We start from the raw sequence: 24,856 nt of genomic DNA, 5'->3' as shown, positions 1-24,856 counted from the left end.
ATTTGCCCGGCCAGACTGCGTTGTCGATGCCGGATAACCGACTTGACCATCCGCGCAAATGCCGAGAGGGTCGCGGCAAAACAATCGTCGGAGCAGGAATGGCCAACACGCCCCCGCCTTTTGCCCCTTTTGAATGGAAAATCGCCTGGCGTTACCTGCGCGCGCGTCGTGCCGAGGGGGGCGTCAGCGTGATGACATGGATCTCGCTGGTCGGGATCACTCTGGCGGTCTTTGCGCTGATTGCGACATTGGCGGTGCGCTCGGGGTTTCGGTCTGAGTTCGTCGGAACCATCCTGGGGGCTAACGCGCATGTCACCGTCTATTCGGCGGGGGAAATTGACGCGCAGGGCCGGGTGGATCGCACCATCGCCGACTATGATGGCATGGCTGCGCGTATCGCGCAGGTGCCCGGCGTGGATCGCACTGCGCCCCTGGTCAAAGGGCAGGTCTTGCTGACAAACCGCGACCGTAGTTCCGGTGTGGAAGTGTTTGGCATACGCCCGGATGACCTGCGCAATCTGCCGGGTATTGCGGAAAGTGATCAGGCCGTGGGGGATTTAAGCCGGTTTGAGGATGGTATCGCCATCGGCTCTGGCGTGGCGCGGGCGATTGGGGCGACCGTGGGTGACACGGTCAAGGTGACATCGCCCAACGGGGTCAAGACGGCATTTGGTACCTCGCCCCGGGTTAACGCTTATGAGGTCGTTTATGTCTTTTCAGCGGGTCGCTATGACATCGATCGAACCCGCGTCTACATGCCCTTTGCCGAGGCACAGAGCTTTTTCAACCGCGATGGGGTGGCTGACGAGATCGAAGTTATGGTCGTGCAGCCGGAAAACCTGACCCCGATCCTGATCCCGATCCTTGAGGCCGCAGGCGAGCGTAGCCAAATCTGGACCTGGCAGGATGCCTCTGGCGGGTTTCTGCGGGCTTTGGAGGTCGAGGACAACGTGATGTTCATCATCCTGTCGATCCTGGTTTTGATCGCCGCGATGAATATTGTCTCAGGGCTGATCATGCTGGTGAAAAACAAGGGCCGCGACATCGGCATCCTGCGCACCATTGGGTTGAGCGAGGGGTCGGTACTGCGAGTGTTCTTCATCTGTGGGGCCTTCACCGGGATAATCGGCACGGCGCTGGGTGTCCTGCTGGGGTGCCTTTTTGCGATCTATATCGACCCGATCTTTTCCTTCGTGAACTACGCCATGGGGGGCGGAGTATGGGATCCATCTATCCGTGGCATCTATGCTCTGCCCGCCGAGTTACACCTGTCAGACGTGCTGAAGGCGATTGGCTTGTCTTTGGGCTTGTCCTTTCTGGTCACCTACTTCCCGGCCCGCCGCGCGGCCCGGCTGAACCCGGTCGAGGCGTTGCGCTATGAGTGATGTGACACTGCGATTGAACGGCCTGACCAAGACTTATCTGCAGGATACTCCGGGTGAGGTGCAGGTGCTGCGCGGTGCCGATTTAGAGTTGCGGGTGGGCGAAGCTGTAGCGCTGGTGGCCCCCTCGGGTGCGGGCAAATCGACCCTTCTGCATATCGCTGGCTTACTGGATACGCCGGATTCGGGAACCGTTGAGATTGCGGGGCAGGCGGCCTCGGGCAAAGGCGACCGCACTCGGACAGCGATCCGGCGGCGGGATGTCGGCTTTGTCTATCAGTTTCACCATCTGCTGCCGGAATTCACAGCGCTTGAGAATATCGTGCTGCCGCAGTTGGCCAATGGGAAGTCCGAGCGTAAGGCGCGGGATCGGGCACTGATTTTATTGGACCGTGTCGGAGTGGCGGCCCGCGCGGATCATCGGCCCGCAGCGTTGTCTGGTGGTGAACAGCAACGGGTGGCATTCTGCCGCGCGCTGGCAAACAAACCGCGTGTCCTGTTGGCGGATGAACCGACCGGAAACCTGGATCCTGACACCTCGGATCAAGTGTTTACCGCACTGATGTCGCTGGTGCGCGAGGCCGGGTTGTCGGCTTTGATCGCCACGCACAACCTTGATCTGGCATCAAGGATGGATCGGATGGTTAGGCTGGATGGAGGCGTCCTTAAGCCAGTTGAGTAATCGCAACGCCAATGGCCATGACGGAAATTCCGGCGGCGCGCATCAACGTCAATGGCGTGACCTGAGCGCCAAACAGTCCGAAATGATCGATTGCCGCGGTACTGATCAACTGTCCCAGAAGAACAAAGAACACCGCATTTCCGACCCCGAAGTGGGGTGCGACATGGGTAATGGACAGCACGTAAAAGGCGATCAGCACACCGGCCAGAAACAGATGCTTGGGCGCTTCGGCTGCTTTGGCAAAAGCGGCGCCCCCGGGCAGCAACAGCATGGCAAGGGCCGACGCGGCAAAGGCAATCGCAAACAGGATGACCGCCGCCGTGTTGGGGGATCCGATCAGCCTGCCCAAGGCCGCGTTCAGCGCCGCAAGGACAGGGACGCCGATACCTGCCGCCAGCATGATTGCCGCGTATTGTGTCATGATGTGTCTCTCTCAGCTGAATCTGTTGATCTGGATCATTGCGCCCCCAAGGGCATCCGGCAAGCCTGTAAATGTTTGATAGGAGTGGAGGATAGGATGATCCGGTGGCTATTCACGATAGGTTCTGCGGCCTTTCTGGCGCTGGTGCCACATGGCGTGCTTGCACAGGATGCAGATGTCGGGGCCGAGCTGTTTCGGCACTATTGCGCGACCTGTCACGGGTTGGATGCTACCGGGAACGGTCCGATGGCCGGAGTGCTTGTGATCCAGCCGACCGACCTGACAGCGCTGATTGATGAAAACGGAGTTTTCCCGACCGCCCGGGTTGTCGCACGCATCGACGGGCGCGACCCTCTGGTCAGCCATGGCAGCCCGATGCCCGTTTATGGGCCGTATTTTGAGGGTGAGGACACGGCGATGAAAACACCGGCTGGCCAGCCGATTCTGACCAGCAAGCCTATCGTGGATTTGGTGGCCTATCTGGAAACCATTCAAAACTGAGTGTTAGCTGCAGATCCCCTGAATCTCGGCTCCGGCCCAGGGCAGCGTTATGTCACGTTCGCGGCTGCCGGGCAACGTCGACAGATCGAAATGCGGCTGGAGCATATCATGCAGGCGTTTGGTGCGGGGTGCGTCGGGGTCCAACGCACGGCAGCAAACGTATTCCTCGACAATAGAACCCTGCTGTTCATAGCCGTAGGCCAGGAAATCCGGTGATGTGTCCAGATCGAACAAGTAAGGATCGCTCTGCCGGCCGTGCTCGGCAGCGGCGCGCAGGGGGTGATAACCGGTCGTGGCGCGATTTTGCCATTGCCAGACATGGGTCAGCTCATGCGCCAGTAACATCGCCGCGATTAGGTTCATCCGTTCCGGGTACTGGCTCATGTAGTCGTCCAGATACCAGTCCTTGGTAAAGTAGACCCGGTTGAACAGGGCAACTGCGGCTGGTTTTCCGGTCACGGTTTCCTCTTTCACTGGCGGCAGGATGCGCTCGCGGCAGGCCAGCCGGGGGCGTGCTTTTCGCGTATAAGTGATCGCCGCCACCGGGGCGCCTTCAACCAGCTTCACACGGTCCAGATTCAGAGTGTCACCGTGTATGTTCCCGGCAAAAGCGCGCTCTTGCTCGGTCAGGGGGCGGCCACAGGCAGCGAACAGGATCAACAGGGACATCAGAAAGGGGCGACGCATGCGTGTAAGCCTAATGCGACCGGTCTGCTCCGCAAGCTGAATTCACAGGCTCATGGCCAGAACCCTGCTGATCTCGTTCAGCGAACGGCCGGACTGTTCCATCCAAGTGTTGAACGCCTCCTGAACAGCCGCCATCGCCTTTTTCGAAGAGGCTGGTTTGTCAATTACGCCCTCGGCGATCAGACGCGCGGTGACATCACGTGACAGGATAAAACTGTCCCGCCCTGCAAAACGCATCGCATATTGCGCCGAAGCCCCGCCCAGCCGTGATCCGCGCTTGGCCAACATCGCAAGCAAGCCGATGTAATCGGTCGAAGGCCAGCCACCCAGAACTGTCCCCGCGCCGCCTTCTTCCCGGAGTTCCAGCAGGAACGCGGCATTGTCGCGGACAGAGGCGATTTTGGTGCCGTTTCGCACGATACTGGTGTCCTGCAGCAGCGCATCGAATTTCTCGTCATCCATGAATGCACAGCGTCCGACATCAAACCCGTCAAAAGCTGTTTCGAAACCGTCCCACTTCGACTCGATCACTTTCCAGTTAAACCCGGCTTGAAAGATCGTTTTGCTAATGATCGACAACCAGCGGTCATCCGTCATAGCGGCAAGCTCTGCCTGAGTCTTTGGTTTTGTCAAGTTGCTTTCCAGCGCGTCCGGACCGCCGTGCCGACCTGCTGCCAGATCATAGATTTCGTCAAAATGGCGCATCAGAAGGCCCTCCACGCTCGCCAGTGTTGCCTTTTTGTTCTGATTGAGCAAGGCGGTTTCTGATTTTGCCGGAAACGGCGTTTGCGGGCCCACGGGGTAAATTTTTAATTGACTAGTCAGTCAATTTCCCGCAGCGTACCAAAAACCGTAAACAAGATGCCAGAAATGGTGCGATCAGAGTGGGGAGCGTTCTGTTGGATCATTGGCCGGATAATTCGGCCATTTGAACGTCGGTTCCCCTTTTCTTTTGCGATCAATTTTGTGCATTCTGCGATAGGTACCAAAACTGAAGAACATCTTGGGCTGCATCGTGTACGCCGCAAGGTGACAAGAATGAAAACAGGGAGTTAACTTCATGAAAAAACTGGGTGTAAGCCTTTTGGCGATGATGGCGGCAAGCGCAGTCAACGCGGCCGACATGGGCGCAGTGGACGAGCCTATCAAGCTGGCGATCAACGAATGGACCGGTCAGCATGTGACCACTCATGTGGCGGGCGAGATGCTGAAGGCCGCCGGCTACAACGTGGAATATGTAACCGCTGGTATGATGAACCAGTTCCAGGCGCTGGCTGATGGTGACATCGACGCGACGCTGGAAATCTGGTCGTCCAACGTGTCTGACGAATATGCGAAGAAGATCGACGAAGGCACCGTGGTTGAAATCGGCGATCTGGGTTTGGATGCCAAGGAAGGCATCGCTTATCCCGCGCACGTGGCCGAACTGTGCCCGGGTCTGCCAGCGTGGGAAGCGCTGAAGGATTGCGCGCAAGTCTTTGCCACTGCGGAAACGCTGCCCGGTGGCCGTCTGGTCGATTACCCGGCTGATTGGGGCACACCCGGCGCTGATCGTATGACCGGGCTGGAACTGCCGTTCAAAGCCGTGCCTGCGGGGTCTGAGGGGGCTCTGATCGCCGAGCTTCGTGCATCGACCGAGCGCAAGTCGCCGTTGCTGATCACATTCTGGCAGCCGCATTGGGCGATGTCGGCCTATGACGTTCAGTTCGTCGAACTGCCTGCGGGTGAAGAGGCGTGCTTTAACGATCCGGCATGGGGTCCGAACCCCAACGCAGTGAACGACTGCGATTTCTCGCCTTCACGCATCTTCAAGGCCGGCTGGAGCGGTATGGCAGACAAATGGCCTGCCGCTTATGAAATCCTGTCCAACTATCAACTGGCGGTCGAAGACCAGCAGCCGATGATGGGTGCGATTGATGTGGATGGCGGCTCGGTTGAAGAAGTCGTTGCCGCCTGGATGGCTGAAAATGAAGATAAATGGCGCCCCGTCGTCGACGCGGCAACTCAGTGAGCTTGCATAAGTGACCGACGCTACGACGCCAGCCATTGCCTGCCAGAATCTCTGGCAGGTTTTTGGCCAAGGCGCTGAGAAAGCCCTGACCGACGCGCTGTCTCGGTCAGGGAATGATGCTGACAAAGCCGCTGACGATCTGCGCGAAAACGGGTTCATTCCCGCCGTTCAGGACGCCAATTTCGAGGTTCGCGAGGGCGAGCTTTTCGTCATCATGGGCCTGTCGGGCTCGGGCAAATCGACGCTGATCCGCTGCATTTCCCAGTTGCTGCCCGGTACCGGAGGGGAAATTCGAGTGGACGGCGAGAATGTCGTTGGCGCTTCCAAGAAGGCGTTGACCGAGCTGCGCCGCAAAAAGCTGGGCATGGTGTTCCAGCATTTCGGCCTGTTCCCGCATATGACGGTCGCCGAAAACGTTGCCTATCCGTTACGCGTGCAAGGTGTTGGCAAAAAGGAACGGCTGGCCCGTGCGCAAGAGGTGATCTTGCTGGTCGGTCTGGAAGGTCGCGAAGACAGCTTCCCGCGCCAGCTTTCCGGCGGTCAGCGTCAGCGCGTCGGGATCGCCCGTTCGCTGGCTGTGAATCCCGACATCTGGTTTCTGGACGAGCCGTTCTCGGCCCTCGATCCTTTGATCCGCCGCCAGTTGCAGGACGAGTTCCTGCGCATTCAAGCGACGCTGAAGAAATCCATCGTCTTCATCACCCACGATATTCAAGAGGCCCTCAAACTGGCCGACCGTATCGCCATCATGCGCGACGGCAAGATCGTTCAGATCGGCACGCCCACGGATATCGTGCTGCGACCGGTCGATGACTATGTGCGCGAATTCTCCAAGGACGTGGCCAAAGGTCAGCACGCCAAGGTGGCTTCAGTCATGCGCGAGGATGGGGAACGTGGGCCAGATGATCCGGGCCTGACCACATCAATGACGTTGGATGCAGCACTTGCGCATTGCATGGAGCTTTATGAACCCGTGCCCGTGCGCGATGCAGACGGCAATATTGTCGGCACCGTGCATCCGTCTGATTTGGCTGCAGCCTTGCAGGTGGATGAGACATGACCGCGGTGACGGACACTCCCGCGCAACAGGTTCGCCTGACAGCCGGGGCGCAAGCTGCGCTGATTACAGTGATCGTCGGTGCGGTGTGCCTTGCCCTGGAAGCACACGCCCCATGGCTGGCCACATGGCCTACCGCGTGGGAACTGCCTGCAACGCAATGGGTTGGGGCGTTTCTCGACTGGTTTCTGAATGGCATCAAACCGGCGATGCGGCTGTTCTCGGATCTGATGACCTATCCGATGAATGCCGCCAACTATGTGCTGGGAAATACGCCCTGGCCGATCCTGATCGGCATCGTCACCGCGCTGGGCTGGTATCTGGGTGGCCTGCCGATGGCGGCGCTGGGCTTTATCGGGCTCAGCTTCGTACTGGCCTCGGGCTATTGGGCTGAAAGCATGAACACGCTGGCGCTTGTTGCCGTATCCGTGCCCGTCGCCCTGATCATGGGCGGAGCGATTGGCATCCTCGCGAATGAGGTGCCTCGGGTGAAGTCAGTCGTTCAGGCTGTACTGGACATCATGCAAACTGTGCCGACCTTTGCCTATTTGACACCGCTGCTGCTGCTTTTCGGCTTTGGTCCGGTGGTCGGCCTGATTGCTTCGGCCATCTATGCTGCCCCGCCCATGGCGCGCAACGTGATGCTGGGGCTGGAACGTGTGGAGTCCGAGATTAAAGAGGCCGCCATCATGTCTGGCGGCACCCGACTGCAACAACTGTTCCAGGTCGAAATCCCCGCCGCCACAACGCAGATCATGGTTGGCGTCAACCAATGCCTCATGGCCGCCCTGTCGATGGTGATCATCGCTGCCGTCATCGGCGGTTTCAATGACATCGGCTGGGAGGTTCTGCTGACCATGCGCAAGGCGCAGTTCGGCGAATCCCTGATGGCCGGTCTGGTCATCGTTGTGTTCGCCGTCGTGATCGACCGGATGAGCGGCACATTGGCCACCGAGCGCAAACGCTATGACAGCCGCGTTGTCTGGGCGATGCTGGGTTTTGCCGTTCTCTTTACGGTCGCCTTCTGGGCGTGGTTGCCAAACCCGTCCGAACTGACTGTGCTGGACCCGATGGCAACGGCGATTGACAATGGCCTGACCGCCTTCACGCAGGCCAACGGGCCGTGGCTGGATGCGTTCAAGAACAATTCTCTGTTCTATGTGCTATTGCCGCTTCGGATTGGTCTGGATCAGGCGGTGTTGCCCTTCACCTGGGGTTTCGCCTGGACCCCGGCCATGAGCTACGGCCTGTTCGCAGTGGGGGCGGCAATCGCCTTGCTGATGGCATGGCGCGGGCACCTGACCGGAGGTCTGGTCGTTCTGATCCTGATCGGCATGCTGGAAACCGGCATCGCGAATCTGCCATGGCCCTTCGTTTTGACCGGCGCTGCCGCGTTGGGCTGGGTTGCCGGTGGCTGGCGTCTGGCCGCGCTGTCGGTGGGTTTGCTGTGCACCATCCTCGTTTCCGGCCTGTGGGAACGCGCCTTGCTGTCGCTGTACCTCAGCGGTGCTGCGGTATTCTTCTGCGCCATACTGGGCGGACTCATCGGTCTGGCCAGCGCAGTCTGGTCGCCAGTCTGGACCATTGTGCGCCCGATCTGCGATATGCTTCAGACGATCCCACTGTTCGTGTTCCTGATCCCGGTACTGATGGTCTTTCAGATCGGTGAGTTCTCGGCCTTCCTCGCCATCTGCGCCTATGCGATCGTGCCGATGATCCGCTACACGCGGCACGGGCTGGTCAACATGCCCGAAGAGATGATGGAGGCCGCAATCTCCAGCGGCGCGACCGAGTGGCAGATCATGCGCGACGTCCGCGCACCCTATGCCGCACCGACCATCCTGCTAGGGCTGAACCAGACCATCCTATACGCCTTTGCGATGCTGGTGATCGCTGCGCTGATCGGCACGACCGGTCTGGGTCAGTCGATCTATCTGGCGCTGGGGCAGGCGGATGTGGGGCTTGGCATTTCGGCCGGGGCTGCCATGGCCATTCTGGCCCTGATCGCCGACCGCATGGTGCAGGGCTTTGCCGAGGAACGCCGCAAGGCGCTTGGCCTCTGAGATAGGGCAGGGGTGGGGAACCGCCCCTGCATCCTCACTTGATTTCGGACAAAGACCTGCGCCGGACCAACGCCTAAAACGTGCGCAACACGTTCGGAGACTATCATGACCGGTTGGGGTCTTTTCCTCGCTGCACTCGCCACATTTCTGCTCAGCCATATGATTCCGGCGCGCCCGGCTGTGCGCGGCTGGCTGATCGGGACATTGGGACGCACTGGATACTTCGCCGCCTATTCACTGGTCTCGGTGGCCGTTCTGGGCTGGTTGATCATCGCCGCTGCCAATGCGCCTTACGTCGAGGTCATCCCGCCATTCCCGTTCTTCCGATGGGTGCCGCTGCTGATCATGCCCGTGGTTTGCTGGCTGGCCATCGCGGGCCTGTCGATCCAGAATCCGTTCTCGTTCGGAGGGTTGGGCCACCGCCCATTCGACCCAGAAAACCCCGGCATTTTGCGGACCACGCGGCATCCTATCCTCGTGGCGCTGATGCTCTGGGCCATTGCTCACCTGCTGGCCAATGGCAGCCTGTCGCATGTTATCCTGTTTGGCCTGTTTGCCGGATTTGCTGCTATGGGGATGGCCCTGATCGACCGCCGTACCGCCCGTAATATGGGGCCGGACTGGCATCGCCTGTCCTGCAATACTGCGCGCCTGTCTCTGCGTGCACCCCGTCCATGGCCGCGCCTTTGGGTCTGGCTGACCGCCCTTGCCGTCTATGCGGCGCTTCTCCATCTGCACGAAGCCGTGATCGGGCTTTCGCCGCTGTCTTGATGCCCTAAAGTGGCCGAACCGCTCCGCCCGTGCTATCTGAACAATCACCATTCGAAGTCTTGAGGTCCCACAATGCACCTGGCCTATGTTACCACCACCGATCGCGGCGCAACCGATCGCCTTTTAAGCGCGGTCGCAGAACGCCTACTGGCAAAGGGTGCCAAACTGTCCGGCGTGGTGCAGACCAACACCGAATGCGCAGACAACACGAAATGCGACATGGATTTGAGAGTATTGCCAGACGGCGAAACCATCCGTATCTCGCAATCGTTGGGCGCTCATTCCCGTGGCTGTCGGCTTGACCCGGCAGCATTGGAACAGGCGGTGGGATACGTGACAGCGTCGCTCAGCGAGTCGCCACAATTGCTGATCATCAACAAATTCGGCAAGCACGAGGCCGATGGCCGCGGGTTTCGACCGGTGATTGGCGAAGCCTTGGCCTTGGAGATTCCCGTGCTGGTCGGGGTGAACGGGCTGAACGCCGAAAAGTTCCGCGATTTTACCGACGGTGTGGCGCAGGCGTTGGAGCCGGAAGTGGACGCAATTGTGGCGTGGTTCGAGCGTGTGGACAATTTGCGCTCGGCCGCGGCCTGAAAATCCAGTCTGGCCGCAGTGGATGGCAGCGCTCAGAGGTCCTTCGTCATTACGCTCTGATCCGCCGGAACCCAAGCAACCCCAGCAGCCCGCCAAGCAGTAGGAAGCCACTGGCTGGCAGGGGTACGGGTGCGACGTCGGTTGTTACCACAAGGTTGTCAGCCCAATACTCGCCACACCATACAGGGCACCAAACGAAATTTGACGGCGCGTTGTCTGGTGGGCCGTAATCTTTCCAATCAACGGTCGGAAATTGAAGGCTGAGCACAAGGCTGTCTATGCCTTTGAAGGCGCTAGAGAACTGTGTGGTTGACCAGGTTGGTGTCCAATTATTTCCGCTCTGAGATGTTGATACCGACTGTGTGGCAACCACTTGATTATTTAGGACACCTTGGAACGCCAATGTGATCGGAGGAGCAATCCCAGATGTATCCCAAGTAGATGGGCTGTTGGGATCAGGATCTGGCCCAGGTCCGGTTTTGTAAACCTGGCTGAACCCCGTTGTATCAATGGATATCGGCGTGAACTTGCTGCCGTTCGCCGCCTGAATGGTTGAGGACGTAAGCCCGCTATCGTCGTGCAGCGCTATATGTTGACCAGTCAGATAAGTGTAACTGAAATCGTAAGTGAAGCCCTGGCTTTCGCCGATGTTCTCGAAGTTTGCTGGATTACTGGTAACGTTGGTATGGTCGAAGGTCACGGTCAGCGCATTGGCTGCACCAGCGGCACACAAGACAACAGCCGCAAAAAATAGTCTCATCACAAATCCCCCTAAAATAGCTGAAATACTACTCTAAGGAGTGTCATTTTGCAACTTTGTTGGCTTAGATTGTCGAACCCTCGAGCAACAAAAGGGTTTCCCTGCGAAGAGCCCGGAACCACGTGCGTTGTCTGCTGTGAGTATCCAACGAGTGGTGCAGTCAGACACAAACCTGAAAGCCAGTAGAAGCCGCGTTGCGTGGTCTTTGGATATCAAGGAAAATGGTGGGCGACCCTGGAATCGAACCAGGCGTGCGTCTCCGCGAGGGAGTTACAGTCCCCTGCCACACCTTGCGGCCTGTCGCCCACTGTCAGGCGTTGCACCTGACGTGGAGGCGTGATTACTAGCGCGTCTAAGGTGCGTCAACAGGAAAATATCGCTTTGACGCAGGAAACGTATTCGCCAGCCCGGAGGCCCATGGCATGAAGAAACCCAAATGGGTCGTCGAGAAGGAACAGGCGCGTAAAGCCGCTGCTGCGGAAACGGTCTGGCTGTTCGGATTACACGCCGTTCGTGATGCGCTGATGAACCCCAATCGCCAGAAATTGCGCCTTGTGGTGACCCGAAACGCTCAGGATAAATTGGCCGAGGCCATTGCGTTTTCAGGTATTGAGCCCGAAATGGCCGACCCGCGTAAATTCACCGCGCCGATTGACCCCGGATCGGTCCATCAGGGCGCGGCGCTTGAGGTCAAGCCGTTGGAATGGGGTGGGCTGGCCGAAAATTGTATCGGGCGGGAAAACCCGCGTGTTCTGCTGTTGGATCGGGTGACTGACCCCCATAACGTTGGGGCTATTCTGCGCTCTGCTGAGGTGCTTGGAGCCAGCGCCGTGATTGGAACCCGCCATCATTCAGCCCCCGAAACGGGCGCATTGGCGAAAACTGCCAGCGGAGCGCTGGAACGGCAGCCCTATTTGCGGGTCCGCAACCTGGCCGATGCGATTGTCGAGCTTCAGGATATGGGGTTTTTGGTGCTTGGGTTGGATGGCGAAGCCGAAGAGACCATCGAAACCGCGCTGGCAGATAAGCGTGACCGTCCGGTGGCGTTGGTCCTTGGGGCGGAGGGTCCCGGATTACGCCAAAAGACCAAAGAAACGGTGGATCAACTGGTTAAGATTGACGCGGCGGGCGGATTTGGGTCACTCAATGTCTCAAATGCTGCCGCAATTGCCCTATATGCATCTGGCTCAAGATAGCAGGAGGCGACCATTTCCACCCCATCCAAAATAGCCACGTGCTGTTATTGCGGCACCCGAGCGGCCCTGGTTCTGAAAGGCAATCAACGGCATGAACTGAGTTGTTCCAGCTGTGGCGCTCCGCTGCACAACCTCAAGATGATGCCCAAGGCCAAAATGGCCGACCAAAAGCAAAAACAGTTTGTCAAAGTCGACAAGTCCAAAAAGAAAAAGAAGAAGAAAGGGTTGTTCTCGCGCGTTCTGGACGAGGCCTGGGATGCGATCGAGGACGTTTTCGACTAGACGCCACAAGGCAGCACAGGTGTTCACATCACCGTCATCGGGGGTTTCTACGGGTGCATGAAATATGCATGTTTAAGCCTTCACGCTGAAATTGATGAATCGCCCATGCTGTCCCGACGTACGTTTTTAACTGCCCTTACCTGTTCTGCTTTTGCGCCTGTTGCTCATGCGCAGCCCCAATCCGTTTTCTACGCGGTCGATGGGGCGGCGGTCTCGGGATATGATCCGGTTTCATATTTCAAGACAAGCGGCCCCACCGCCGGGCGTTCTCAGATTGCTCTCACCTGGAAAGGGGTGGTTTGGCAGTTTGCGTCCGAAGAAAACCGGGATCGTTTCGAACGCAATCCGCGTGCGTTTGCTCCGCAATATGGCGGGTATTGTGCCTATGCGATGGCCCAAGGGAAACTGCTCAGCTCTGATCCCCGCGCCTGGAAGATTTTCGACAACAAACTGTATCTGACCCATTCCGCTGCGGTCGAACAGATTTGGCAGCAGAATATCAGTGGTTATATCCGGCAGGCTGACAAGAACTGGCCCGGAGTCCTGTACCTTTGATAGGCGGGCTTCCGCTTTTTGCGGGATGTCATCACAAAAATGCGCGCACCCTCTTTTTTTTCGAAAAGCTATGCTTAAATGTCACAGTGACCGCGGAACGGAACTGCCGCGGGTCATTTCACTGTCCCTCGTTCCAACAACTGGCGCTCAGGTCCAACCTGAGCGCTTTTTTCTTTGCCGTGCCCCGGCTACGGTGCCGACATGCCTGACTATTCCGACGATCATCTAAAAACCATTCTGCGGCGCACCAAGGTTGTCGCAGTGGTTGGTGTGTCGATGAACCCGGTGCGCCCCAGCTATTACGTCGCGCGGTATTTGTCGTTGAAGGGATACACTGTTATTCCGGTGAACCCCGGACATTCCGGCAAGATGTTGTTTGGTCAGGCCGTGCGGGCGTCCTTTTCCGATATTACCGAACCGGTGGACATGGTCGATATTTTCCGCCGGTCCGAGGCCGTGCCGCCGATTGTGGAAGAAGCGTTGGACAGCTTTCCGGGATTGAAGACAATATGGATGCAGATCGGTGTGGAGCACGAAGAGGCCGCTGCGACCGCCCAAAAACGCCGCATTGATGTGATCATGAACCGGTGTCCCAAGATCGAATACCAGCGCCTGTTTGGTGAGTTACGCATGGGTGGGTTTGCAACCGGTGTGATCTCGTCAAAGCTCTGAGCGGTCAGTTGCCGGGCAGGGGCGTCAAACGCGCAACTTGCTCCTGCCGTCGCTTTTCCAGAACCAATTCGCGCGGAACCCAGTCATACCGCGTATCCTCGCGCAGGGGTGCCCAGTACAAGACACCACCATACCGCCAGGGATCCAACACCACACCTTCATAAAGAGTCTCGCCGCGGCGGCTGATTATAGCTGTGCTATGGTCGATGAGAAACGGGTTGTCTGCGTTGGCAATTGCGCGATGCAGTTCCAGAGTCTTGAAATTTTCCTGTTTCAGCCGTCGTTCGATGTCTTCAGCCCAATGCCAGCACAGGCCGCGCGGGCGCAGGCCCTGATTGACCTTGGCATTGTGGAGCAGCGGGGGATCGGTGATCTGATATTCCTGCGCCAATTGCGCCGTATAGGCATATGCGATGCGTGCCGCGCGATCAGCCTCTTCGGGGTCGATGTCCGGTCCCAAGGTTTTGATCTGGGTCGAAAGGCGCTGTACGTCATCGCTGCTGGCAGGTGGCGGAGAAGCGCACGCGCCAAGCGTCAGGCAGGCCATCAGTGCCAGCAGATATGCAAAACGTCTGATCATTCCAACAACCATCGACGAGGGCGCATTTACACTCGAATCTCATCGGATGGTGAGGCATAGGCGTCGGCCAGGTCAATTCCTGGGCCGAGAAGCTTTTTCTTCAATGCCGCTGGTGCCCTGACGCCGGGCCAGTTCTTGCAGCACGTCGTCCAGAGCCACGTCGCGCGCGGCCAGCATGACCAGCAAGTGATACAGTACGTCCGCAGCCTCGGACGTCAGTTTTTCTGTATCCCCTTTGGTGGCCTCAATAATGGCTTCGATAGCTTCTTCGCCGAATTTCTCGGCGCATTTTTCAGGTCCCTTGGCCAGCAGCTTGGCAGTCCAGCTGGAGTCCGGGTCGGCTTTTTTACGTGTTTCTATGGTGACGGCCAGGTCGTGCAGAATGCTCATGTCAGCCTCATGGGAATGCCCGCAGCGGCCATGTGCTCCTTGGCCTCACGGATGGTGTATTCGCCGAAATGGAAGATCGAGGCCGCCAGCACGGCACTGGCACCGCCCTTGGTTACTCCTTCGACCAGATGATCCAGATTTCCAACACCACCCGAGGCGATCACGGGCACGTTAACTGCGTCGGAGATGGCGCGGGTCAGGGGCAGGTTGAACCCGGCTTTGGTGCCGTCGCGGTCCATCGATGTCAGCAGGATTTCTCCGGCTCCTTTGCCGACTACGGTTTTCGCAAATTCTACCGCGTCGATGCCGGTGGATTTGCGGCCACCGTGGGTGAAGATCTCCCATTTGCCGGGGTTGACGGTTTTGGCATCAATAGCGCAAACGATGCACTGGCTACCGAACTGATCCGCCGCTTCGGCGATCACATCCGGGTTGGCCACGGCGGCTGAGTTGAAGCTGACCTTGTCCGCCCCTGCCAACAGCAGCGCGCGCACGTCGTCTTTGGTGCGGACACCGCCGCCAACGGTCAGCGGCACAAAGCACTGTTCAGCCGTCCGTTGCACCACATCGAACATGGTGCCGCGGTTTTCGTGGGTGGCGTGGATGTCCAGAAAACAGATCTCGTCTGCGCCGGCGGCGTCATAGGCTTTGGCCGATTCCACCGGGTCGCCTGCGTCGCGCAGGCCGACAAAGTTGACGCCTTTGACCACACGGCCATCAGCAACATCAAGACAAGGAATGATCCGTGTTTTCAGCATGTCCGCATCCTTTGTTGCCGCACCTCTACCGGCAAAGCCTCGCCGATGCCAGCGTCGTGATTGGCACAAGCGTTCAAACTTCTTAAATTCATCAGCAGATCAATGAGATGCGTATGGGAGGCTCGTGCGATGCGTAAACTCTTACTGGCGACAACATTCCTTATCGGAGGGATCACCACTGCGATGGCTGACGACATTATCAAGGTAAACACGGCCAAATCAGTGTCCGAGGCCTTGGACGCGCTTGAGATCGCGGTGGGCAATGCCGGGGCGACCGTCTTTGCCCGCATCGATCATGCAGCGGGGGCCGAAAAAGTGGGCCAGACCATCCCGGCCAATCAGGTGCTGATTTTTGGCAACCCGGCCTTGGGAACGCCCGCCATGCAGATTGACCCGCGCGCCGGGCTGTTCCTGCCTTTGAAAGTGCAAGCCTATGAAGATGAAAACGGGCAGGTTTGGCTGGCCTATGAAGACCCCAAGGAAACCATGGACGAGCTTGATGCGGTCGAAAAATCGCCCGTAGTCGAAAAGATGCGCGGCGCGTTGGCCAAGCTGACTTCGGTTGCCGCGCAGTAGTTTAGTTCAGGGCGCGGATGGCCTCGGCCAGATCAATCGCGCCATCATAAAGTGCACGCCCCGAGATCGCGCCGTTCAATGCGACCCCGCAGTCGCGCAGGGCAATCAGGTCATCCAGTGAGCTGACCCCGCCCGAGGCGATCACCGGGATAGACACGGCTTGCGCGAGCGCTGCGGTGGCTTCGATATTCGGCCCCTGCATTGCGCCGTCGCGGTTGATGTCGGTGTAGATAATCGCGGCGACGCCAGCGTCCTCAAAGCTGCGAGCCAGGTCGGTGACTTGCACATCAGTCTCTTCAGCCCAGCCCTTGGTGGCGACCATACCGTTGCGCGCGTCGATGCCCACCGCGACCTTGCCGGGGAACGCTTTGGCTGCTTCGCGCACCAGTTCAGGGTTTTCGACCGCGACAGTGCCCAGAATGACTCGCGCCAGCCCTTTGTCGATCCACGTCTCGATGGTCGCCATGTCTCGGATACCGCCGCCCAGCTGAGCAGGCACGTTGCAGGCCTTCAGGATTGCCTCGACCGGGGCGGCGTTGACCGGCTCACCCGCGAAGGCACCGTTCAAATCAACCAGATGTAACCATTCGCACCCAGCATCAACAAAGGCGCGCGCTTGGGCCGCAGGGTCTTCGTTGAACACCGTGGCCTTGTCCATCTCGCCACGCAGCAGGCGCACGGCCTGGCCGTCTTTGAGGTCGATAGCGGGGTAGAGGATCATGTCAGGCGGCCTTATATGAGTGTTACATGCGCGGCATATCGCACAGGCAGGGCAGTGGACGCAACGCGACGCTAAGTCATTCTTGCCCGATCACACGCTGCGGGCCAGACTGGCCGCGAAACAGGGAGAACAGCATGAAGACATTCACATTTGCAGCGGCTTTTGCAGCATTGGCCACCACTGCCTTGGCGGATGATCCGGTAGATGGCCTCTGGAAAACCCAGCCAGGTGATACCGGAGGGTATCTGCATGTCACGATTGCCGAGTGCGGAAGCGCCATTTGCGGGACGATCGACAGTGCATTTGATGCCGATGGCAACGAACAGCTGGAATATGAAAACCTGGGCAAGCAGATTATCTGGGACATGATCCCCGAAGGCGACGGAAGCTATGACAACGGCAAAATCTGGGCCCCTGACCGGGATAAAACCTACAACTCGAAAATGACCCTGGACGGCCAGAACTCGTTGACGGTTAAGGGCTGTGTCGCGGGCGGCCTGATCTGCCGCGGACAAAGCTGGACGCGCGTTCAGTAAGGGCTCAGGGTGCCCAGGTCAGGAAATTCCCGATCATCCGCAGCCCAACATCCTGACTTTTTTCGGGATGAAATTGCATCCCGACCATGGTGTCGCGGCCAACAACGGCCGTGACGTCCTGCCCGTAATCCACATGGGCCAACCGTTGTGCCGGATCAGCGACACAGAAATGGTAGGAGTGGACGAAATAGGCGTGATCACCCGTATCTATGCCTTCAAACACCGGGTGCCTGCTTTCCAGAACAAGATCGTTCCAGCCCATATGGGGTACTTTCAGGGTGTCGTCTGTTGGGGCGATCCGAACCACATCTCCGGCCACCCAGCCCAACCCGTCCGTCTCGGTGTATTCATGGCCTTTTGAGGCCATCAGCTGCATGCCCACGCAGATGCCCAGAAAAGGGCGGCCCTTATGCTCGACCGCCTCGACCATAGCATCATGGATGCCTTTGTGACCGCGCAACTCTGCCGCGCAAGCTGGGAACGCTCCGTCCCCGGGCAGAACAAGGCGATCCGCCCGTGCGACGACATCCGCATCCGAGGTCACAACGACCTCGCCCGCGTCAAATTCACGAGCCATGCGCTGAAACGCTTTTTCGGCAGAGTGCAGGTTGCCGCTCTCGTAGTCGATGATGGCAGTCAGCATCGGGGTGCCTCCGGTTATCCGGCACCTCAACTGTCGCGATATTGTCTGATGGTCAAGTCCCGTTTGCCAGCGGAAGCTGATCAAGCAGAGCGATTACGGTTTCGAAGGGCCCAAAGTTCTGCGCGTCGGGATCGACCGGTCCAAACCGGCCCGAAAGATAAAGCTGGGCATAACCATGGACTAGCGACCAGACCTGCGTTTCGACGATCACGGGATCTGCGCCGATGCGCACAAAAGGCGCACAGGTTTCGCGCAATACATCATAGGCAAACTGCCCTTTGTCGTCCAAGCTTCTTTGCAGTTCTGACAGGCGGTTGTAGCTGAAGATTAAACCAAAAAGTGCCGGGTTTTCGATCGCGAAACTCAGATAGCCGCGACAAATATTCTTGAGCTGGCTATGCGGGTCCTGTGGTCCCTTGGCGCGAGCATCCAGCAAATAGCTTTGAAAAATCCGGAACCCCTCATTGGCGATGGCTTGCTTGAGGTCGGCAAGCCCGTTGAAATGATGCGCGGGCGCAGCGTGCGAGACACCAACTTTTGCCGCGCATTTTCTGAGCGTCAGGGCTGCTCGCCCACCTTCTTCCAGCAATTCGATCCCAGCGCGGATCAGTGAATTGCGCAAATCGCCGTGGTGATGAGGTTTGGGAGCGGTGTTTTGGGTCATAGTTGAATGCATTCTAATGCTGAACTTGACATCGTCAAGTTTGACAGTAACTTTACGATGTCAAGTTTGGCGATGAGGACGCAGGTATGCGATATTACAACGCGATCCAAGTTTCTCTGTTCTGGATTCTGCCCTTGCTGATTGCTCTGGCATCGGTTCGATTTCTGCTTTTGCCCGCCGAAATCGGGCTTGCACATATGGCGCATCAGCTTCGCGCTTCTCCTATGTCGCTTTATAGTCATGCTGCTGCCTCATCCATTGCCCTTGCGCTTGTCCCAATACAACTTTGGTCCAAAATACGCGATCGCTGGCCCGCTTTGCATCGCTGGACCGGGCGCCTTTATGGTGTCGCGGTTCTGGTTGGTGGGATCACGGGGTTCCTGATTGCGCTGAATGCGCTTGGCGGCCCGGTCGGGCAAACCGGGTTCGCCGTATTGGCAGTCGGTTGGGTTGCCACAACCGGCATTGGGATTTGGCAAGCCAGCAGCAGGAACTTCGCCGACCATCGCCGCTGGATGATCCGGTCGTCAGCCCTGACTTGGGCAGGGGTGACGCTCCGGCTTTATCTCCCGATCATGATCCCGGCCCTTGGCACACAGCTGACGTTTGCCATCGTCGCCTGGCTGTGCTGGGTTCCGAATCTGCTGTTTGCCGAATGGCTGCTGCGACGGCGTGCCGAGCCACATCCGGCCTAGAGCGCGCCTTTGGTGGACGGAATCGCATCTGCTTTGCGCGGATCGGTCTCAACGGCAAGACGCAAGGCGCGCGCGACGGCCTTAAAGGCCGCCTCGGCAATGTGGTGACTGTTGAAACCGTGCAACTGGTCGATATGCAGGGTGATCCCGCCATGGGTGCTGAGCGCCTGAAAGAACTCCCGTACAAGTTCAGTGTCAAACGCGCCGATCTTGGGTGTCGGCAGGTCCACATTCCAGATCAGAAACGGACGACCTGACAGGTCCAGCGCGCAGCGGACCTGAGCATCATCCATAGGCAGATGGCATTCGCCATATCGACGGATGCCTTTCTTGTCGCCCAGAGCAGCGGTCAGCGCTTGACCCAGCGCGATGCCTGTATCCTCGACCGTGTGGTGATCGTCGATGTGATAGTCACCCTTGGCACGGATTGTCATGTCGATCAGGGAATGGCGCGCCAACTGGTCCAGCATATGATCGAAGAACCCGACACCGGTCTGGTTGTCGTATTGGCCGGTGCCATCCAGATTGACCTCGACCGAGATCTCGGTTTCGGCGGTCGTGCGGCTGATCTTTGCGCTGCGCATGGGCGAATTCCTTTTTCTACAGGCGCGCTTATAGACGGGCAGGGGTGGGCTGATCCAGTCCAAGCTTGGCTTTCACCGCAAACTGTTGCAGGGGATTGCACCCGGCCGCCGCACGTGCCAGCCTGCCGTCAGCACGAACCAATAGGGCCAAGCTATGTCCATCTGCGTCTTCATCCAGATCCGCTGCAAACCCGGCACCACGTATCAGGTCGCCGAAGAGATCGCGCTGCGCGAGATCCACTCGGAATTGTATTCCACCAGCGGCGAATATGATCTTCTGCTCAAGCTATATATCCCGGAATCAGAGGATGTGGGCCATTTCATTAATGAAAACCTGCTGGTGATCCCGAATATTGAGCGATCATTAACGACGATGACGTTCAAAGCGTTTTAGATCAGTTCGAGCGGCGGCACGCTGAAGATTGCCTCGGATCGGTGCCCGGTATCTGGCCGGAATACATCCGTCTGATTCAGCGACGCCTGGCAACCTGAGGTTCGCGACCCAGACAAGGTCTGCGCGCCGCAAAGAACCGTCATGTATAGAAGGGATTTGGTATCTGGAGCGGGCGAGGCGATTCGAACGCCCGACCCTAACCTTGGCAAGGTTATGCTCTACCCCTGAGCTACGCCCGCATCAGATACACATGTTGGTCCGAAGACCTCTCAATGGAGCGGGCGAGGCGATTCGAACGCCCGACCCTAACCTTGGCAAGGTTATGCTCTACCCCTGAGCTACGCCCGCGCCGTTGAGTGAGGAGGGATGTATAAAGTCCCACACGAGGCTGCAAGCGGAAAAACACAAAAAAAGGCAAAAATCTTTCGACGGAACCCCAAGGCTGATGCGTTGTACAACCATATGTTTCAAAGAAACGAGGGACTGAGCAAACGAAATGACCCGAATTGCGGACATTAAAATGGCGGTGCTGGCTGTGCTGATCGTATTGACCTCGGTCCTGTGCAGGCAGAATGACGATAAACTGGCAGAGGCGCGGCCGATCCTCCTGCACGCCCCGTTGATCGAAACGCAGCGTTTGACGGGCTGAACTAAGCTCTCATACAGCAATAACGAGATTCACGATTGCGGCCACCGCAATGGCCGTGAAGGTCAGGCCCATCCCGAGCTGCCGCAGAATGACGATCTGCGGGCTGCGGCCAAAGCCATAGGCATGCAGCAAACGCCCGGCCAGCAGCGTCAGCCCGAGCAGATGCAGCGACCGGCTGCCCCCGCCCTGAATCTCGACCATCAGGATCAGCAGTAAGGCAAAGGGTGTGTATTCCACAAAGTTGGAATGCGTCCGCATCACCTTGAGCATGGACGTATTGCTCCCATCCCCATACGAAATCTTTTCGCTGCGGCGCTGGCCGATGACCTTGATGCTGAGCCAGACATACAACAGTGCCAGCAGTGCGGCATAGATTGGGGTGATCATCCTGATCCTCCTTTACGCGAAAAGGCCGCCCGGTTCCCCGAACGGCCCTTGATGGCTTAGAAGGCTAAACCGGTTACTCCAGTTCGACCAACAGGTCCTTGGCGTCAATTTGTCCGCCGGGTTGGACATGGACGGCCTTGACCACTGCGTCGCGCTCGGCATGGATGCCGGTTTCCATCTTCATCGCCTCGATGGTCAGCAGCAGATCACCTTCCTTGACCTCCTGTCCCGTGACGGCGGCTACGGTGGCGACGACACCTGGCATCGGTGCGCCGATATGGTTGGGATTGCCAACTTCGGCCTTCGGGCGTTGTGTAGTCGAGGCTTTCACCAAACGGTTTGGCACCCGGATCACGCGGGGTTGGCCGTTGAGTTCGAAGAACACCCGGACCTCGCCATTCTCATCCGTTTCACCAATGGCCTGACAGCGAATTTCCAGCGTCTTACCAGGGTCGATCTCGGCGGTGATCTCTTCACCCGGCTCCATCCCGTAGAAGAAAGTGCGTGTCGGCAGGGTGCGGACCGGACCGTAAGAGCGATGACGGCCCATGTAATCCAGAAACACCTTGGGATACATCAAATAGCCGTTCAGGTCCTCGTCATCGATCTGTTTGCCGTCCAGCTGTTTGGACAGATCGGTGCGGGTGGCCTCAAGGTCTACTGCCTCGACATGTTTGCCGGGGCGTTCAGTGTTGGGGACCTCGTCCTTGAGAACCTTCTTGATAATTGTGTCCGGAAACCCACCCGGGGGCTGACCCAGATTGCCGCGCATCATGTCGATCACAGAATCGGGGAAGGCGACATCCGTGCCCGGATTTTCCACATCATCCCGGGTCAGGCCCTGGCTGACCATCATCAGCGCCATGTCGCCCACAACCTTCGACGAAGGTGTCACCTTAACGATATCGCCGAACATCTGGTTCACATCCGCGTACATCTGCGCCACCTCGTGCCAGCGCTCCTCCAGCCCCAGAGAGCGCGCCTGCGCCTTGAGGTTGGTGAACTGGCCGCCGGGCATTTCGTGCAGATAGACCTCGGACGCGGGTGCTTGCAGCCCGGTCTCAAAGGCTGCGTACTGACCGCGAACCGCTTCAAAGTAATCGCTGATCTCGCGGATCGCCTTGACGTCCAGTCCAGTGTCACGCTCGGTATGACGCAGCGCTTCGACCACCGTGCCCAGCGTTGCCTGAGAGGTGTTGCCCGAGAACGCATCCATCGCGCAATCCACCGCGTCTACGCCCGCTTCGGACGCTGCCAGAATGGTGGCGCTGGCGATGCCCGCAGTGTCATGGGTGTGGAAGTGGATCGGCAGGCCGACCTCTTCTTTCAATGCCCGGATCAGGATGCGGGCCGAGGCCGGTTTCAGCAAACCAGCCATGTCCTTCAGACCCAGTACATGGGCGCCTGCATCGCGCAGCTCCTTCGCCATGCCGACATAATATTTCAGGTCGTATTTGGCGCGGTCCGGGTCGAGGATATCGCCGGTATAACAAACCGTGCCCTCGCAGATCTTTCCGTTTTCAACAACCGCGTCCATCGCCACGCGCATATTCTCGACCCAGTTGAGCGAGTCGAACACACGGAACACGTCGATATTCTGCGACGCCTGACGCACGAATTCCTGTACTACGTTGTCAGGGTAGTTGGTGTAGCCAACACCATTCGCCCCGCGCAGTAGCATCTGTGTCATCAGGTTCGGCATCGCCTCACGCAGGTCGCGCAGACGCTGCCACGGGCATTCCTGCAGGAACCGATAGGCTACATCGAAGGTCGCCCCGCCCCAGCATTCAACCGAGAACAGTTGCGGCAGGTTGGCGGCATAGGAAGGCGCAACCTTGATCATATCGATTGACCGCATCCGGGTTGCCAGCAGCGACTGGTGCCCGTCACGCATGGTCGTGTCGGTGATCAGCAACTGACGCTGCGCTTTCATCCAGTCGGCCACGGCCTGTGGGCCCTTTTGCTCCAGCAGGTTGCGGGTGCCCATCTGTGGCTCAGCCTTCAACGCTGGGGGCTTGGCCTCTTTCAGGTCAGCGCGCGGCATCGGGCGGTCCTTGGTCTCGGGATGCCCGTTCACGGTGATGTCCGCGATATAGTTCAGAACCTTGGTGCCGCGGTCACGACGTTTCTTGAAGTGAAACAGGTCCGGCGTCTCGTCAATGAACTTGGTGGTGTATTCGTTCGACAGGAAGGTTGGGTGCTTCAGCAGGTTTTCGACAAATGCGATATTGGTCGACACTCCGCGCACCCGGAATTCACGCAGGGCACGGTCCATCCGCGCAATCGCCTTTTCGGGAGTGGGGGCCCAGGCGGTGACCTTGGTCAGCAGCGAGTCATAATACCGTGTGATCACCCCACCCGCATAAGCGGTGCCGCCGTCCAGACGGATACCCATCCCCGTGGCCGAGCGATAAGCGGTGATGCGGCCATAGTCGGGGATAAAGTTGTTCAGCGGGTCCTCGGTGGTTACGCGGGTCTGCAGCGCGTGGCCGTTCAGGCGGATATCATCCTGGCTGGCTTTGCCAGTTGCGTCTGCCAGCGACTTGCCCTCGGCGATCAGGATCTGCGCCTGCACGATGTCGATGCCCGTGACCTCTTCGGTGACGGTGTGCTCCACCTGCACACGGGGGTTGACCTCGATGAAGTAGAACTTGCCGGTGTTCATATCCATCAGGAACTCGACGGTGCCCGCGCATTCATAGTTTACATGGGCACAGATACGGCGACCCAGCTCGCAGATTTCGTCGCGCTGTTCGTCGGACAGATAAGGAGCAGGAGCGCGTTCCACGACCTTCTGGTTGCGGCGCTGGACCGAACAGTCGCGTTCATAGAGGTGATAGATCTCACCATGTTTATCGCCGAGAATTTGAACCTCGACATGACGGGCGCGGGTGATCATCTTTTCCAGATAGCCCTCGCCGTTGCCGAACGCGGCCTCAGCCTCGCGGCGACCTTCCAGCACCTTCTCTTCCAGTTCATCTGCGGACAGGATCGGTCGCATCCCGCGACCGCCGCCGCCCCAGCTGGCCTTGAGCATCAGCGGATAACCGATCTCGGCCGCTTCGGCTTTGATGGCCTTCATGTCATCACCCAGCACCTCGGTGGCCGGGATCACCGGAACATCCGCGGCAATTGCGACCTTGCGGGCGCTGGCTTTGTCACCAAGTGCGCGCATGGTTTCGGCTTTTGGTCCAATAAAGGTGATGCCGTTCTGTACGCAGGCATCCACAAAATCCGGATTCTCTGACAGCAAGCCATAGCCGGGGTGGATCGCGTCCGCGCCGCTTTCCTTGGCGACCCGGATGATCTCGTCGATCGACAAATATGCGGCAACCGGCCCTAACCCTTCCCCAATGCGATAAGCCTCGTCCGCCTTGAAACGATGCAGGCCGAGCTTGTCCTCTTCGGCGAAGACAGCAACGGTGCGTTTGCCCATCTCATTGGCAGCGCGCATCACGCGAATGGCAATTTCACCGCGGTTGGCGATCAGGATTTTTTTGAAGTCGGTCATTTCTGGTCCCGGTCTTTTGGCTGTGGCCGTGTTCATAAAGTGAGATTATGCGCAGAGATATCAGTTCTTCTGGGTAGAACCGGCATGTTAACGCTCGCAAACGCCACTTATTCTGACCGTTCTTTTAGCGATGC

The 24,856-nt window shown here is 58.4% G+C and carries 30 protein-coding genes and 3 tRNA genes; 17 read left to right on the top strand and 16 right to left on the bottom strand.

The features are described from left to right. Window positions 1-98: 98 nt before the first annotated feature. Window positions 99-1,385, top strand: a complete 1,287-nt coding sequence (locus tag ACP0GE_RS06280; RefSeq protein ID WP_424831132.1) for a lipoprotein-releasing ABC transporter permease subunit — start codon at window positions 99-101, stop codon at window positions 1,383-1,385. Then, on the top strand, window positions 1,378-2,064 hold the full coding sequence (locus ACP0GE_RS06275) for an ABC transporter ATP-binding protein (protein ID WP_424831131.1): 687 nt from the start codon (window positions 1,378-1,380) through the stop codon (window positions 2,062-2,064). Before ACP0GE_RS06280 ends, ACP0GE_RS06275 begins: the two co-directional genes overlap by 8 nt. On the opposite strand, the gene ACP0GE_RS06270 is transcribed toward ACP0GE_RS06275, so the two are convergent. Next, window positions 2,048-2,485, bottom strand: a complete 438-nt coding sequence (locus ACP0GE_RS06270) for a DMT family transporter (RefSeq protein WP_424831130.1) — start codon at window positions 2,483-2,485, stop codon at window positions 2,048-2,050. The genes ACP0GE_RS06275 and ACP0GE_RS06270 overlap by 17 nt on opposite strands. Window positions 2,486-2,581: 96 nt before the next feature. On the opposite strand from ACP0GE_RS06270, the gene ACP0GE_RS06265 reads away from it, so the two are divergent. After that, window positions 2,582-2,986: a c-type cytochrome gene (locus ACP0GE_RS06265; protein WP_424831129.1), complete on the top strand. Its 405-nt coding sequence runs from the start codon at window positions 2,582-2,584 to the stop codon at window positions 2,984-2,986. A 3-nt stretch (window positions 2,987-2,989) separates the two neighbouring features. Here ACP0GE_RS06265 and ACP0GE_RS06260 read toward each other — a convergent pair whose 3' ends face one another. Further along, the gene (locus ACP0GE_RS06260) at window positions 2,990-3,673 is read right to left on the bottom strand and encodes a hypothetical protein (protein ID WP_424831128.1); all 684 of its coding nucleotides are present in this window, start codon (window positions 3,671-3,673) and stop codon (window positions 2,990-2,992) included. Between the two features lie 42 nt (window positions 3,674-3,715). Next, window positions 3,716-4,378 carry a DNA-3-methyladenine glycosylase I gene (locus ACP0GE_RS06255; protein WP_424831127.1) on the bottom strand — a complete coding sequence of 221 codons (663 nt, stop codon included), beginning with the start codon at window positions 4,376-4,378 and terminating at the stop codon, window positions 3,716-3,718. A gap of 355 nt (window positions 4,379-4,733) precedes the next feature. On the opposite strand from ACP0GE_RS06255, the gene ACP0GE_RS06250 reads away from it, so the two are divergent. The 5 genes from ACP0GE_RS06250 to ACP0GE_RS06230 all read left to right on the top strand — a co-directional run bounded on the left by ACP0GE_RS06250 (window position 4,734) and on the right by ACP0GE_RS06230 (window position 10,169). Next, entirely contained in the window at window positions 4,734-5,684 is a 951-nt protein-coding gene (locus ACP0GE_RS06250) for an ABC transporter substrate-binding protein (protein ID WP_424831126.1), read from the top strand. Between the two features lie 10 nt (window positions 5,685-5,694). Further along, on the top strand, window positions 5,695-6,744 hold the full coding sequence (locus ACP0GE_RS06245; RefSeq protein WP_424831125.1) for a quaternary amine ABC transporter ATP-binding protein: 1,050 nt from the start codon (window positions 5,695-5,697) through the stop codon (window positions 6,742-6,744). Next, a complete protein-coding gene (locus tag ACP0GE_RS06240; protein WP_424831124.1) occupies window positions 6,741-8,804 on the top strand; it encodes an ABC transporter permease in 2,064 nt (687 codons plus the stop codon). The genes ACP0GE_RS06245 and ACP0GE_RS06240 overlap by 4 nt, the downstream gene beginning before the upstream one ends. A 105-nt stretch (window positions 8,805-8,909) precedes the next feature. Continuing rightward, a complete protein-coding gene (locus tag ACP0GE_RS06235; RefSeq protein ID WP_424831123.1) occupies window positions 8,910-9,575 on the top strand; it encodes an NnrU family protein in 666 nt (221 codons plus the stop codon). 72 nt (window positions 9,576-9,647) lie between these two features. Continuing rightward, window positions 9,648-10,169: a DUF2478 domain-containing protein gene (locus tag ACP0GE_RS06230; RefSeq protein ID WP_424831122.1), complete on the top strand. Its 522-nt coding sequence runs from the start codon at window positions 9,648-9,650 to the stop codon at window positions 10,167-10,169. Between the two features lie 49 nt (window positions 10,170-10,218). Here ACP0GE_RS06230 and ACP0GE_RS06225 read toward each other — a convergent pair whose 3' ends face one another. After that, window positions 10,219-10,929: a hypothetical protein gene (locus tag ACP0GE_RS06225; RefSeq protein WP_424831121.1), complete on the bottom strand. Its 711-nt coding sequence runs from the start codon at window positions 10,927-10,929 to the stop codon at window positions 10,219-10,221. Window positions 10,930-11,151: 222 nt separating this feature from the next. Further along, window positions 11,152-11,235, bottom strand: a tRNA-Tyr gene (locus ACP0GE_RS06220). Between the two features lie 116 nt (window positions 11,236-11,351). Here ACP0GE_RS06220 and rlmB point away from each other — a divergent pair. The 4 genes from rlmB to ACP0GE_RS06200 all read left to right on the top strand — a co-directional run bounded on the left by rlmB (window position 11,352) and on the right by ACP0GE_RS06200 (window position 13,634). Further along, entirely contained in the window at window positions 11,352-12,125 is a 774-nt protein-coding gene (rlmB, locus tag ACP0GE_RS06215) for a 23S rRNA (guanosine(2251)-2'-O)-methyltransferase RlmB (protein WP_424831120.1), read from the top strand. Window positions 12,126-12,281: 156 nt separating this feature from the next. Beyond that, window positions 12,282-12,407, top strand: coding sequence for a hypothetical protein (locus ACP0GE_RS06210; protein WP_424831119.1), 126 nt, complete (start codon window positions 12,282-12,284; stop codon window positions 12,405-12,407). A 105-nt stretch (window positions 12,408-12,512) separates the two neighbouring features. Beyond that, window positions 12,513-12,962: a YHS domain-containing (seleno)protein gene (locus ACP0GE_RS06205; RefSeq protein ID WP_424831118.1), complete on the top strand. Its 450-nt coding sequence runs from the start codon at window positions 12,513-12,515 to the stop codon at window positions 12,960-12,962. A gap of 201 nt (window positions 12,963-13,163) precedes the next feature. Next, a complete protein-coding gene (locus ACP0GE_RS06200; protein WP_424831117.1) occupies window positions 13,164-13,634 on the top strand; it encodes a CoA-binding protein in 471 nt (156 codons plus the stop codon). A 4-nt stretch (window positions 13,635-13,638) separates the two neighbouring features. On the opposite strand, the gene ACP0GE_RS06195 is transcribed toward ACP0GE_RS06200, so the two are convergent. From ACP0GE_RS06195 to hisF, 3 genes are all read right to left on the bottom strand, one after another. Beyond that, entirely contained in the window at window positions 13,639-14,214 is a 576-nt protein-coding gene (locus ACP0GE_RS06195; protein WP_424831116.1) for a hypothetical protein, read from the bottom strand. Between the two features lie 72 nt (window positions 14,215-14,286). Then, complete coding sequence (locus ACP0GE_RS06190; RefSeq protein WP_424831115.1) at window positions 14,287-14,604, bottom strand: phosphoribosyl-ATP diphosphatase; 318 nt, start codon at window positions 14,602-14,604, stop codon at window positions 14,287-14,289. Further along, entirely contained in the window at window positions 14,601-15,362 is a 762-nt protein-coding gene (gene hisF / locus ACP0GE_RS06185; protein WP_424831114.1) for an imidazole glycerol phosphate synthase subunit HisF, read from the bottom strand. Before hisF ends, ACP0GE_RS06190 begins: the two co-directional genes overlap by 4 nt. A 129-nt stretch (window positions 15,363-15,491) precedes the next feature. Here hisF and ACP0GE_RS06180 point away from each other — a divergent pair, with 129 nt between their 5' ends. Further along, window positions 15,492-15,938, top strand: a complete 447-nt coding sequence (locus tag ACP0GE_RS06180; RefSeq protein WP_424831113.1) for a DUF302 domain-containing protein — start codon at window positions 15,492-15,494, stop codon at window positions 15,936-15,938. A 1-nt stretch (window position 15,939) separates the two neighbouring features. On the opposite strand, the gene hisA is transcribed toward ACP0GE_RS06180, so the two are convergent. Next, a complete protein-coding gene (hisA, locus tag ACP0GE_RS06175; protein ID WP_424831112.1) occupies window positions 15,940-16,659 on the bottom strand; it encodes a 1-(5-phosphoribosyl)-5-[(5-phosphoribosylamino)methylideneamino]imidazole-4-carboxamide isomerase in 720 nt (239 codons plus the stop codon). Between the two features lie 134 nt (window positions 16,660-16,793). Between hisA and ACP0GE_RS06170 the strand changes: the two genes are divergently transcribed. After that, complete coding sequence (locus tag ACP0GE_RS06170; protein ID WP_424831111.1) at window positions 16,794-17,195, top strand: DUF2147 domain-containing protein; 402 nt, start codon at window positions 16,794-16,796, stop codon at window positions 17,193-17,195. 4 nt (window positions 17,196-17,199) lie between these two features. Here the strand turns inward: ACP0GE_RS06170 and hisH are convergent, their stop codons facing one another. Both hisH and ACP0GE_RS06160 read right to left on the bottom strand, forming a co-directional pair. Continuing rightward, a complete protein-coding gene (gene hisH, locus ACP0GE_RS06165) occupies window positions 17,200-17,838 on the bottom strand; it encodes an imidazole glycerol phosphate synthase subunit HisH (protein WP_424831110.1) in 639 nt (212 codons plus the stop codon). 52 nt (window positions 17,839-17,890) lie between these two features. Next, entirely contained in the window at window positions 17,891-18,502 is a 612-nt protein-coding gene (locus ACP0GE_RS06160; RefSeq protein WP_424831109.1) for a TetR/AcrR family transcriptional regulator, read from the bottom strand. Between the two features lie 86 nt (window positions 18,503-18,588). Here ACP0GE_RS06160 and ACP0GE_RS06155 point away from each other — a divergent pair, with 86 nt between their 5' ends. Next, on the top strand, window positions 18,589-19,197 hold the full coding sequence (locus ACP0GE_RS06155) for a DUF2306 domain-containing protein (protein WP_424831108.1): 609 nt from the start codon (window positions 18,589-18,591) through the stop codon (window positions 19,195-19,197). Here ACP0GE_RS06155 and hisB read toward each other — a convergent pair. Beyond that, a complete protein-coding gene (gene hisB, locus ACP0GE_RS06150) occupies window positions 19,194-19,781 on the bottom strand; it encodes an imidazoleglycerol-phosphate dehydratase HisB (RefSeq protein WP_424831107.1) in 588 nt (195 codons plus the stop codon). The two genes, ACP0GE_RS06155 and hisB, sit on opposite strands and share 4 nt — an antisense overlap. A gap of 154 nt (window positions 19,782-19,935) precedes the next feature. On the opposite strand from hisB, the gene ACP0GE_RS06145 reads away from it, so the two are divergent. Next, window positions 19,936-20,175, top strand: a complete 240-nt coding sequence (locus ACP0GE_RS06145) for an Lrp/AsnC family transcriptional regulator (RefSeq protein ID WP_424831106.1) — start codon at window positions 19,936-19,938, stop codon at window positions 20,173-20,175. A gap of 164 nt (window positions 20,176-20,339) precedes the next feature. Here the strand turns inward: ACP0GE_RS06145 and ACP0GE_RS06140 are convergent. Then, a tRNA-Gly gene (locus ACP0GE_RS06140) sits at window positions 20,340-20,414 on the bottom strand. Between the two features lie 34 nt (window positions 20,415-20,448). Next, window positions 20,449-20,523, bottom strand: a tRNA-Gly gene (locus ACP0GE_RS06135). 148 nt (window positions 20,524-20,671) lie between these two features. Here ACP0GE_RS06135 and ACP0GE_RS06130 point away from each other — a divergent pair. Further along, window positions 20,672-20,824: a hypothetical protein gene (locus tag ACP0GE_RS06130; protein WP_424831105.1), complete on the top strand. Its 153-nt coding sequence runs from the start codon at window positions 20,672-20,674 to the stop codon at window positions 20,822-20,824. A gap of 9 nt (window positions 20,825-20,833) precedes the next feature. Here ACP0GE_RS06130 and ACP0GE_RS06125 read toward each other — a convergent pair whose 3' ends face one another. Together ACP0GE_RS06125 and ACP0GE_RS06120 are read right to left on the bottom strand one after the other, a co-directional pair. Continuing rightward, a complete protein-coding gene (locus ACP0GE_RS06125; protein ID WP_424831104.1) occupies window positions 20,834-21,211 on the bottom strand; it encodes an MAPEG family protein in 378 nt (125 codons plus the stop codon). A 73-nt stretch (window positions 21,212-21,284) separates the two neighbouring features. Next, window positions 21,285-24,722: a pyruvate carboxylase gene (locus ACP0GE_RS06120; protein ID WP_424831103.1), complete on the bottom strand. Its 3,438-nt coding sequence runs from the start codon at window positions 24,720-24,722 to the stop codon at window positions 21,285-21,287. Window positions 24,723-24,856: the final 134 nt, after the last annotated feature.

The organism is Ruegeria sp. (genome assembly GCF_965243365.1).
In the GTDB taxonomy this organism is placed as follows: domain Bacteria; phylum Pseudomonadota; class Alphaproteobacteria; order Rhodobacterales; family Rhodobacteraceae; genus Ruegeria.
This window is presented reverse-complemented; position numbering and strand designations above follow the sequence as displayed.

Excerpts from the sequence above, each read along its gene's own strand:
- ACP0GE_RS06260 (WP_424831128.1), bottom strand. The coding sequence starts at position 3,673 with ATGCGTCGCCCCTTTCTGATGTCCCTGTTGATCCTGTTCGCTGCCTGT.
- ACP0GE_RS06180 (WP_424831113.1), top strand. The coding sequence starts at position 15,492 with ATGCGTAAACTCTTACTGGCGACAACATTCCTTATCGGAGGGATCACC.
- ACP0GE_RS06190 (WP_424831115.1), bottom strand. The coding sequence starts at position 14,604 with ATGAGCATTCTGCACGACCTGGCCGTCACCATAGAAACACGTAAAAAA.
- ACP0GE_RS06170 (WP_424831111.1), top strand. The coding sequence starts at position 16,794 with ATGAAGACATTCACATTTGCAGCGGCTTTTGCAGCATTGGCCACCACT.
- hisF (WP_424831114.1), bottom strand. The coding sequence starts at position 15,362 with ATGCTGAAAACACGGATCATTCCTTGTCTTGATGTTGCTGATGGCCGT.
- ACP0GE_RS06240 (WP_424831124.1), top strand. The coding sequence starts at position 6,741 with ATGACCGCGGTGACGGACACTCCCGCGCAACAGGTTCGCCTGACAGCC.
- ACP0GE_RS06160 (WP_424831109.1), bottom strand. The coding sequence starts at position 18,502 with ATGACCCAAAACACCGCTCCCAAACCTCATCACCACGGCGATTTGCGC.
- hisH (WP_424831110.1), bottom strand. The coding sequence starts at position 17,838 with ATGCTGACTGCCATCATCGACTACGAGAGCGGCAACCTGCACTCTGCC.
- ACP0GE_RS06270 (WP_424831130.1), bottom strand. The coding sequence starts at position 2,485 with ATGACACAATACGCGGCAATCATGCTGGCGGCAGGTATCGGCGTCCCT.
- ACP0GE_RS06255 (WP_424831127.1), bottom strand. The coding sequence starts at position 4,378 with ATGCGCCATTTTGACGAAATCTATGATCTGGCAGCAGGTCGGCACGGC.
- ACP0GE_RS06120 (WP_424831103.1), bottom strand. The coding sequence starts at position 24,722 with ATGACCGACTTCAAAAAAATCCTGATCGCCAACCGCGGTGAAATTGCC.
- ACP0GE_RS06275 (WP_424831131.1), top strand. The coding sequence starts at position 1,378 with ATGAGTGATGTGACACTGCGATTGAACGGCCTGACCAAGACTTATCTG.
- ACP0GE_RS06130 (WP_424831105.1), top strand. The coding sequence starts at position 20,672 with ATGACCCGAATTGCGGACATTAAAATGGCGGTGCTGGCTGTGCTGATC.
- hisB (WP_424831107.1), bottom strand. The coding sequence starts at position 19,781 with ATGCGCAGCGCAAAGATCAGCCGCACGACCGCCGAAACCGAGATCTCG.
- ACP0GE_RS06230 (WP_424831122.1), top strand. The coding sequence starts at position 9,648 with ATGCACCTGGCCTATGTTACCACCACCGATCGCGGCGCAACCGATCGC.
- ACP0GE_RS06195 (WP_424831116.1), bottom strand. The coding sequence starts at position 14,214 with ATGATCAGACGTTTTGCATATCTGCTGGCACTGATGGCCTGCCTGACG.
- ACP0GE_RS06250 (WP_424831126.1), top strand. The coding sequence starts at position 4,734 with ATGAAAAAACTGGGTGTAAGCCTTTTGGCGATGATGGCGGCAAGCGCA.
- ACP0GE_RS06235 (WP_424831123.1), top strand. The coding sequence starts at position 8,910 with ATGACCGGTTGGGGTCTTTTCCTCGCTGCACTCGCCACATTTCTGCTC.
- ACP0GE_RS06155 (WP_424831108.1), top strand. The coding sequence starts at position 18,589 with ATGCGATATTACAACGCGATCCAAGTTTCTCTGTTCTGGATTCTGCCC.
- ACP0GE_RS06200 (WP_424831117.1), top strand. The coding sequence starts at position 13,164 with ATGCCTGACTATTCCGACGATCATCTAAAAACCATTCTGCGGCGCACC.
- hisA (WP_424831112.1), bottom strand. The coding sequence starts at position 16,659 with ATGATCCTCTACCCCGCTATCGACCTCAAAGACGGCCAGGCCGTGCGC.
- ACP0GE_RS06210 (WP_424831119.1), top strand. The coding sequence starts at position 12,282 with ATGGCCGACCAAAAGCAAAAACAGTTTGTCAAAGTCGACAAGTCCAAA.
- ACP0GE_RS06225 (WP_424831121.1), bottom strand. The coding sequence starts at position 10,929 with ATGAGACTATTTTTTGCGGCTGTTGTCTTGTGTGCCGCTGGTGCAGCC.
- ACP0GE_RS06205 (WP_424831118.1), top strand. The coding sequence starts at position 12,513 with ATGCTGTCCCGACGTACGTTTTTAACTGCCCTTACCTGTTCTGCTTTT.
- rlmB (WP_424831120.1), top strand. The coding sequence starts at position 11,352 with ATGAAGAAACCCAAATGGGTCGTCGAGAAGGAACAGGCGCGTAAAGCC.
- ACP0GE_RS06125 (WP_424831104.1), bottom strand. The coding sequence starts at position 21,211 with ATGATCACCCCAATCTATGCCGCACTGCTGGCACTGTTGTATGTCTGG.
- ACP0GE_RS06265 (WP_424831129.1), top strand. The coding sequence starts at position 2,582 with ATGATCCGGTGGCTATTCACGATAGGTTCTGCGGCCTTTCTGGCGCTG.
- ACP0GE_RS06280 (WP_424831132.1), top strand. The coding sequence starts at position 99 with ATGGCCAACACGCCCCCGCCTTTTGCCCCTTTTGAATGGAAAATCGCC.
- ACP0GE_RS06145 (WP_424831106.1), top strand. The coding sequence starts at position 19,936 with ATGTCCATCTGCGTCTTCATCCAGATCCGCTGCAAACCCGGCACCACG.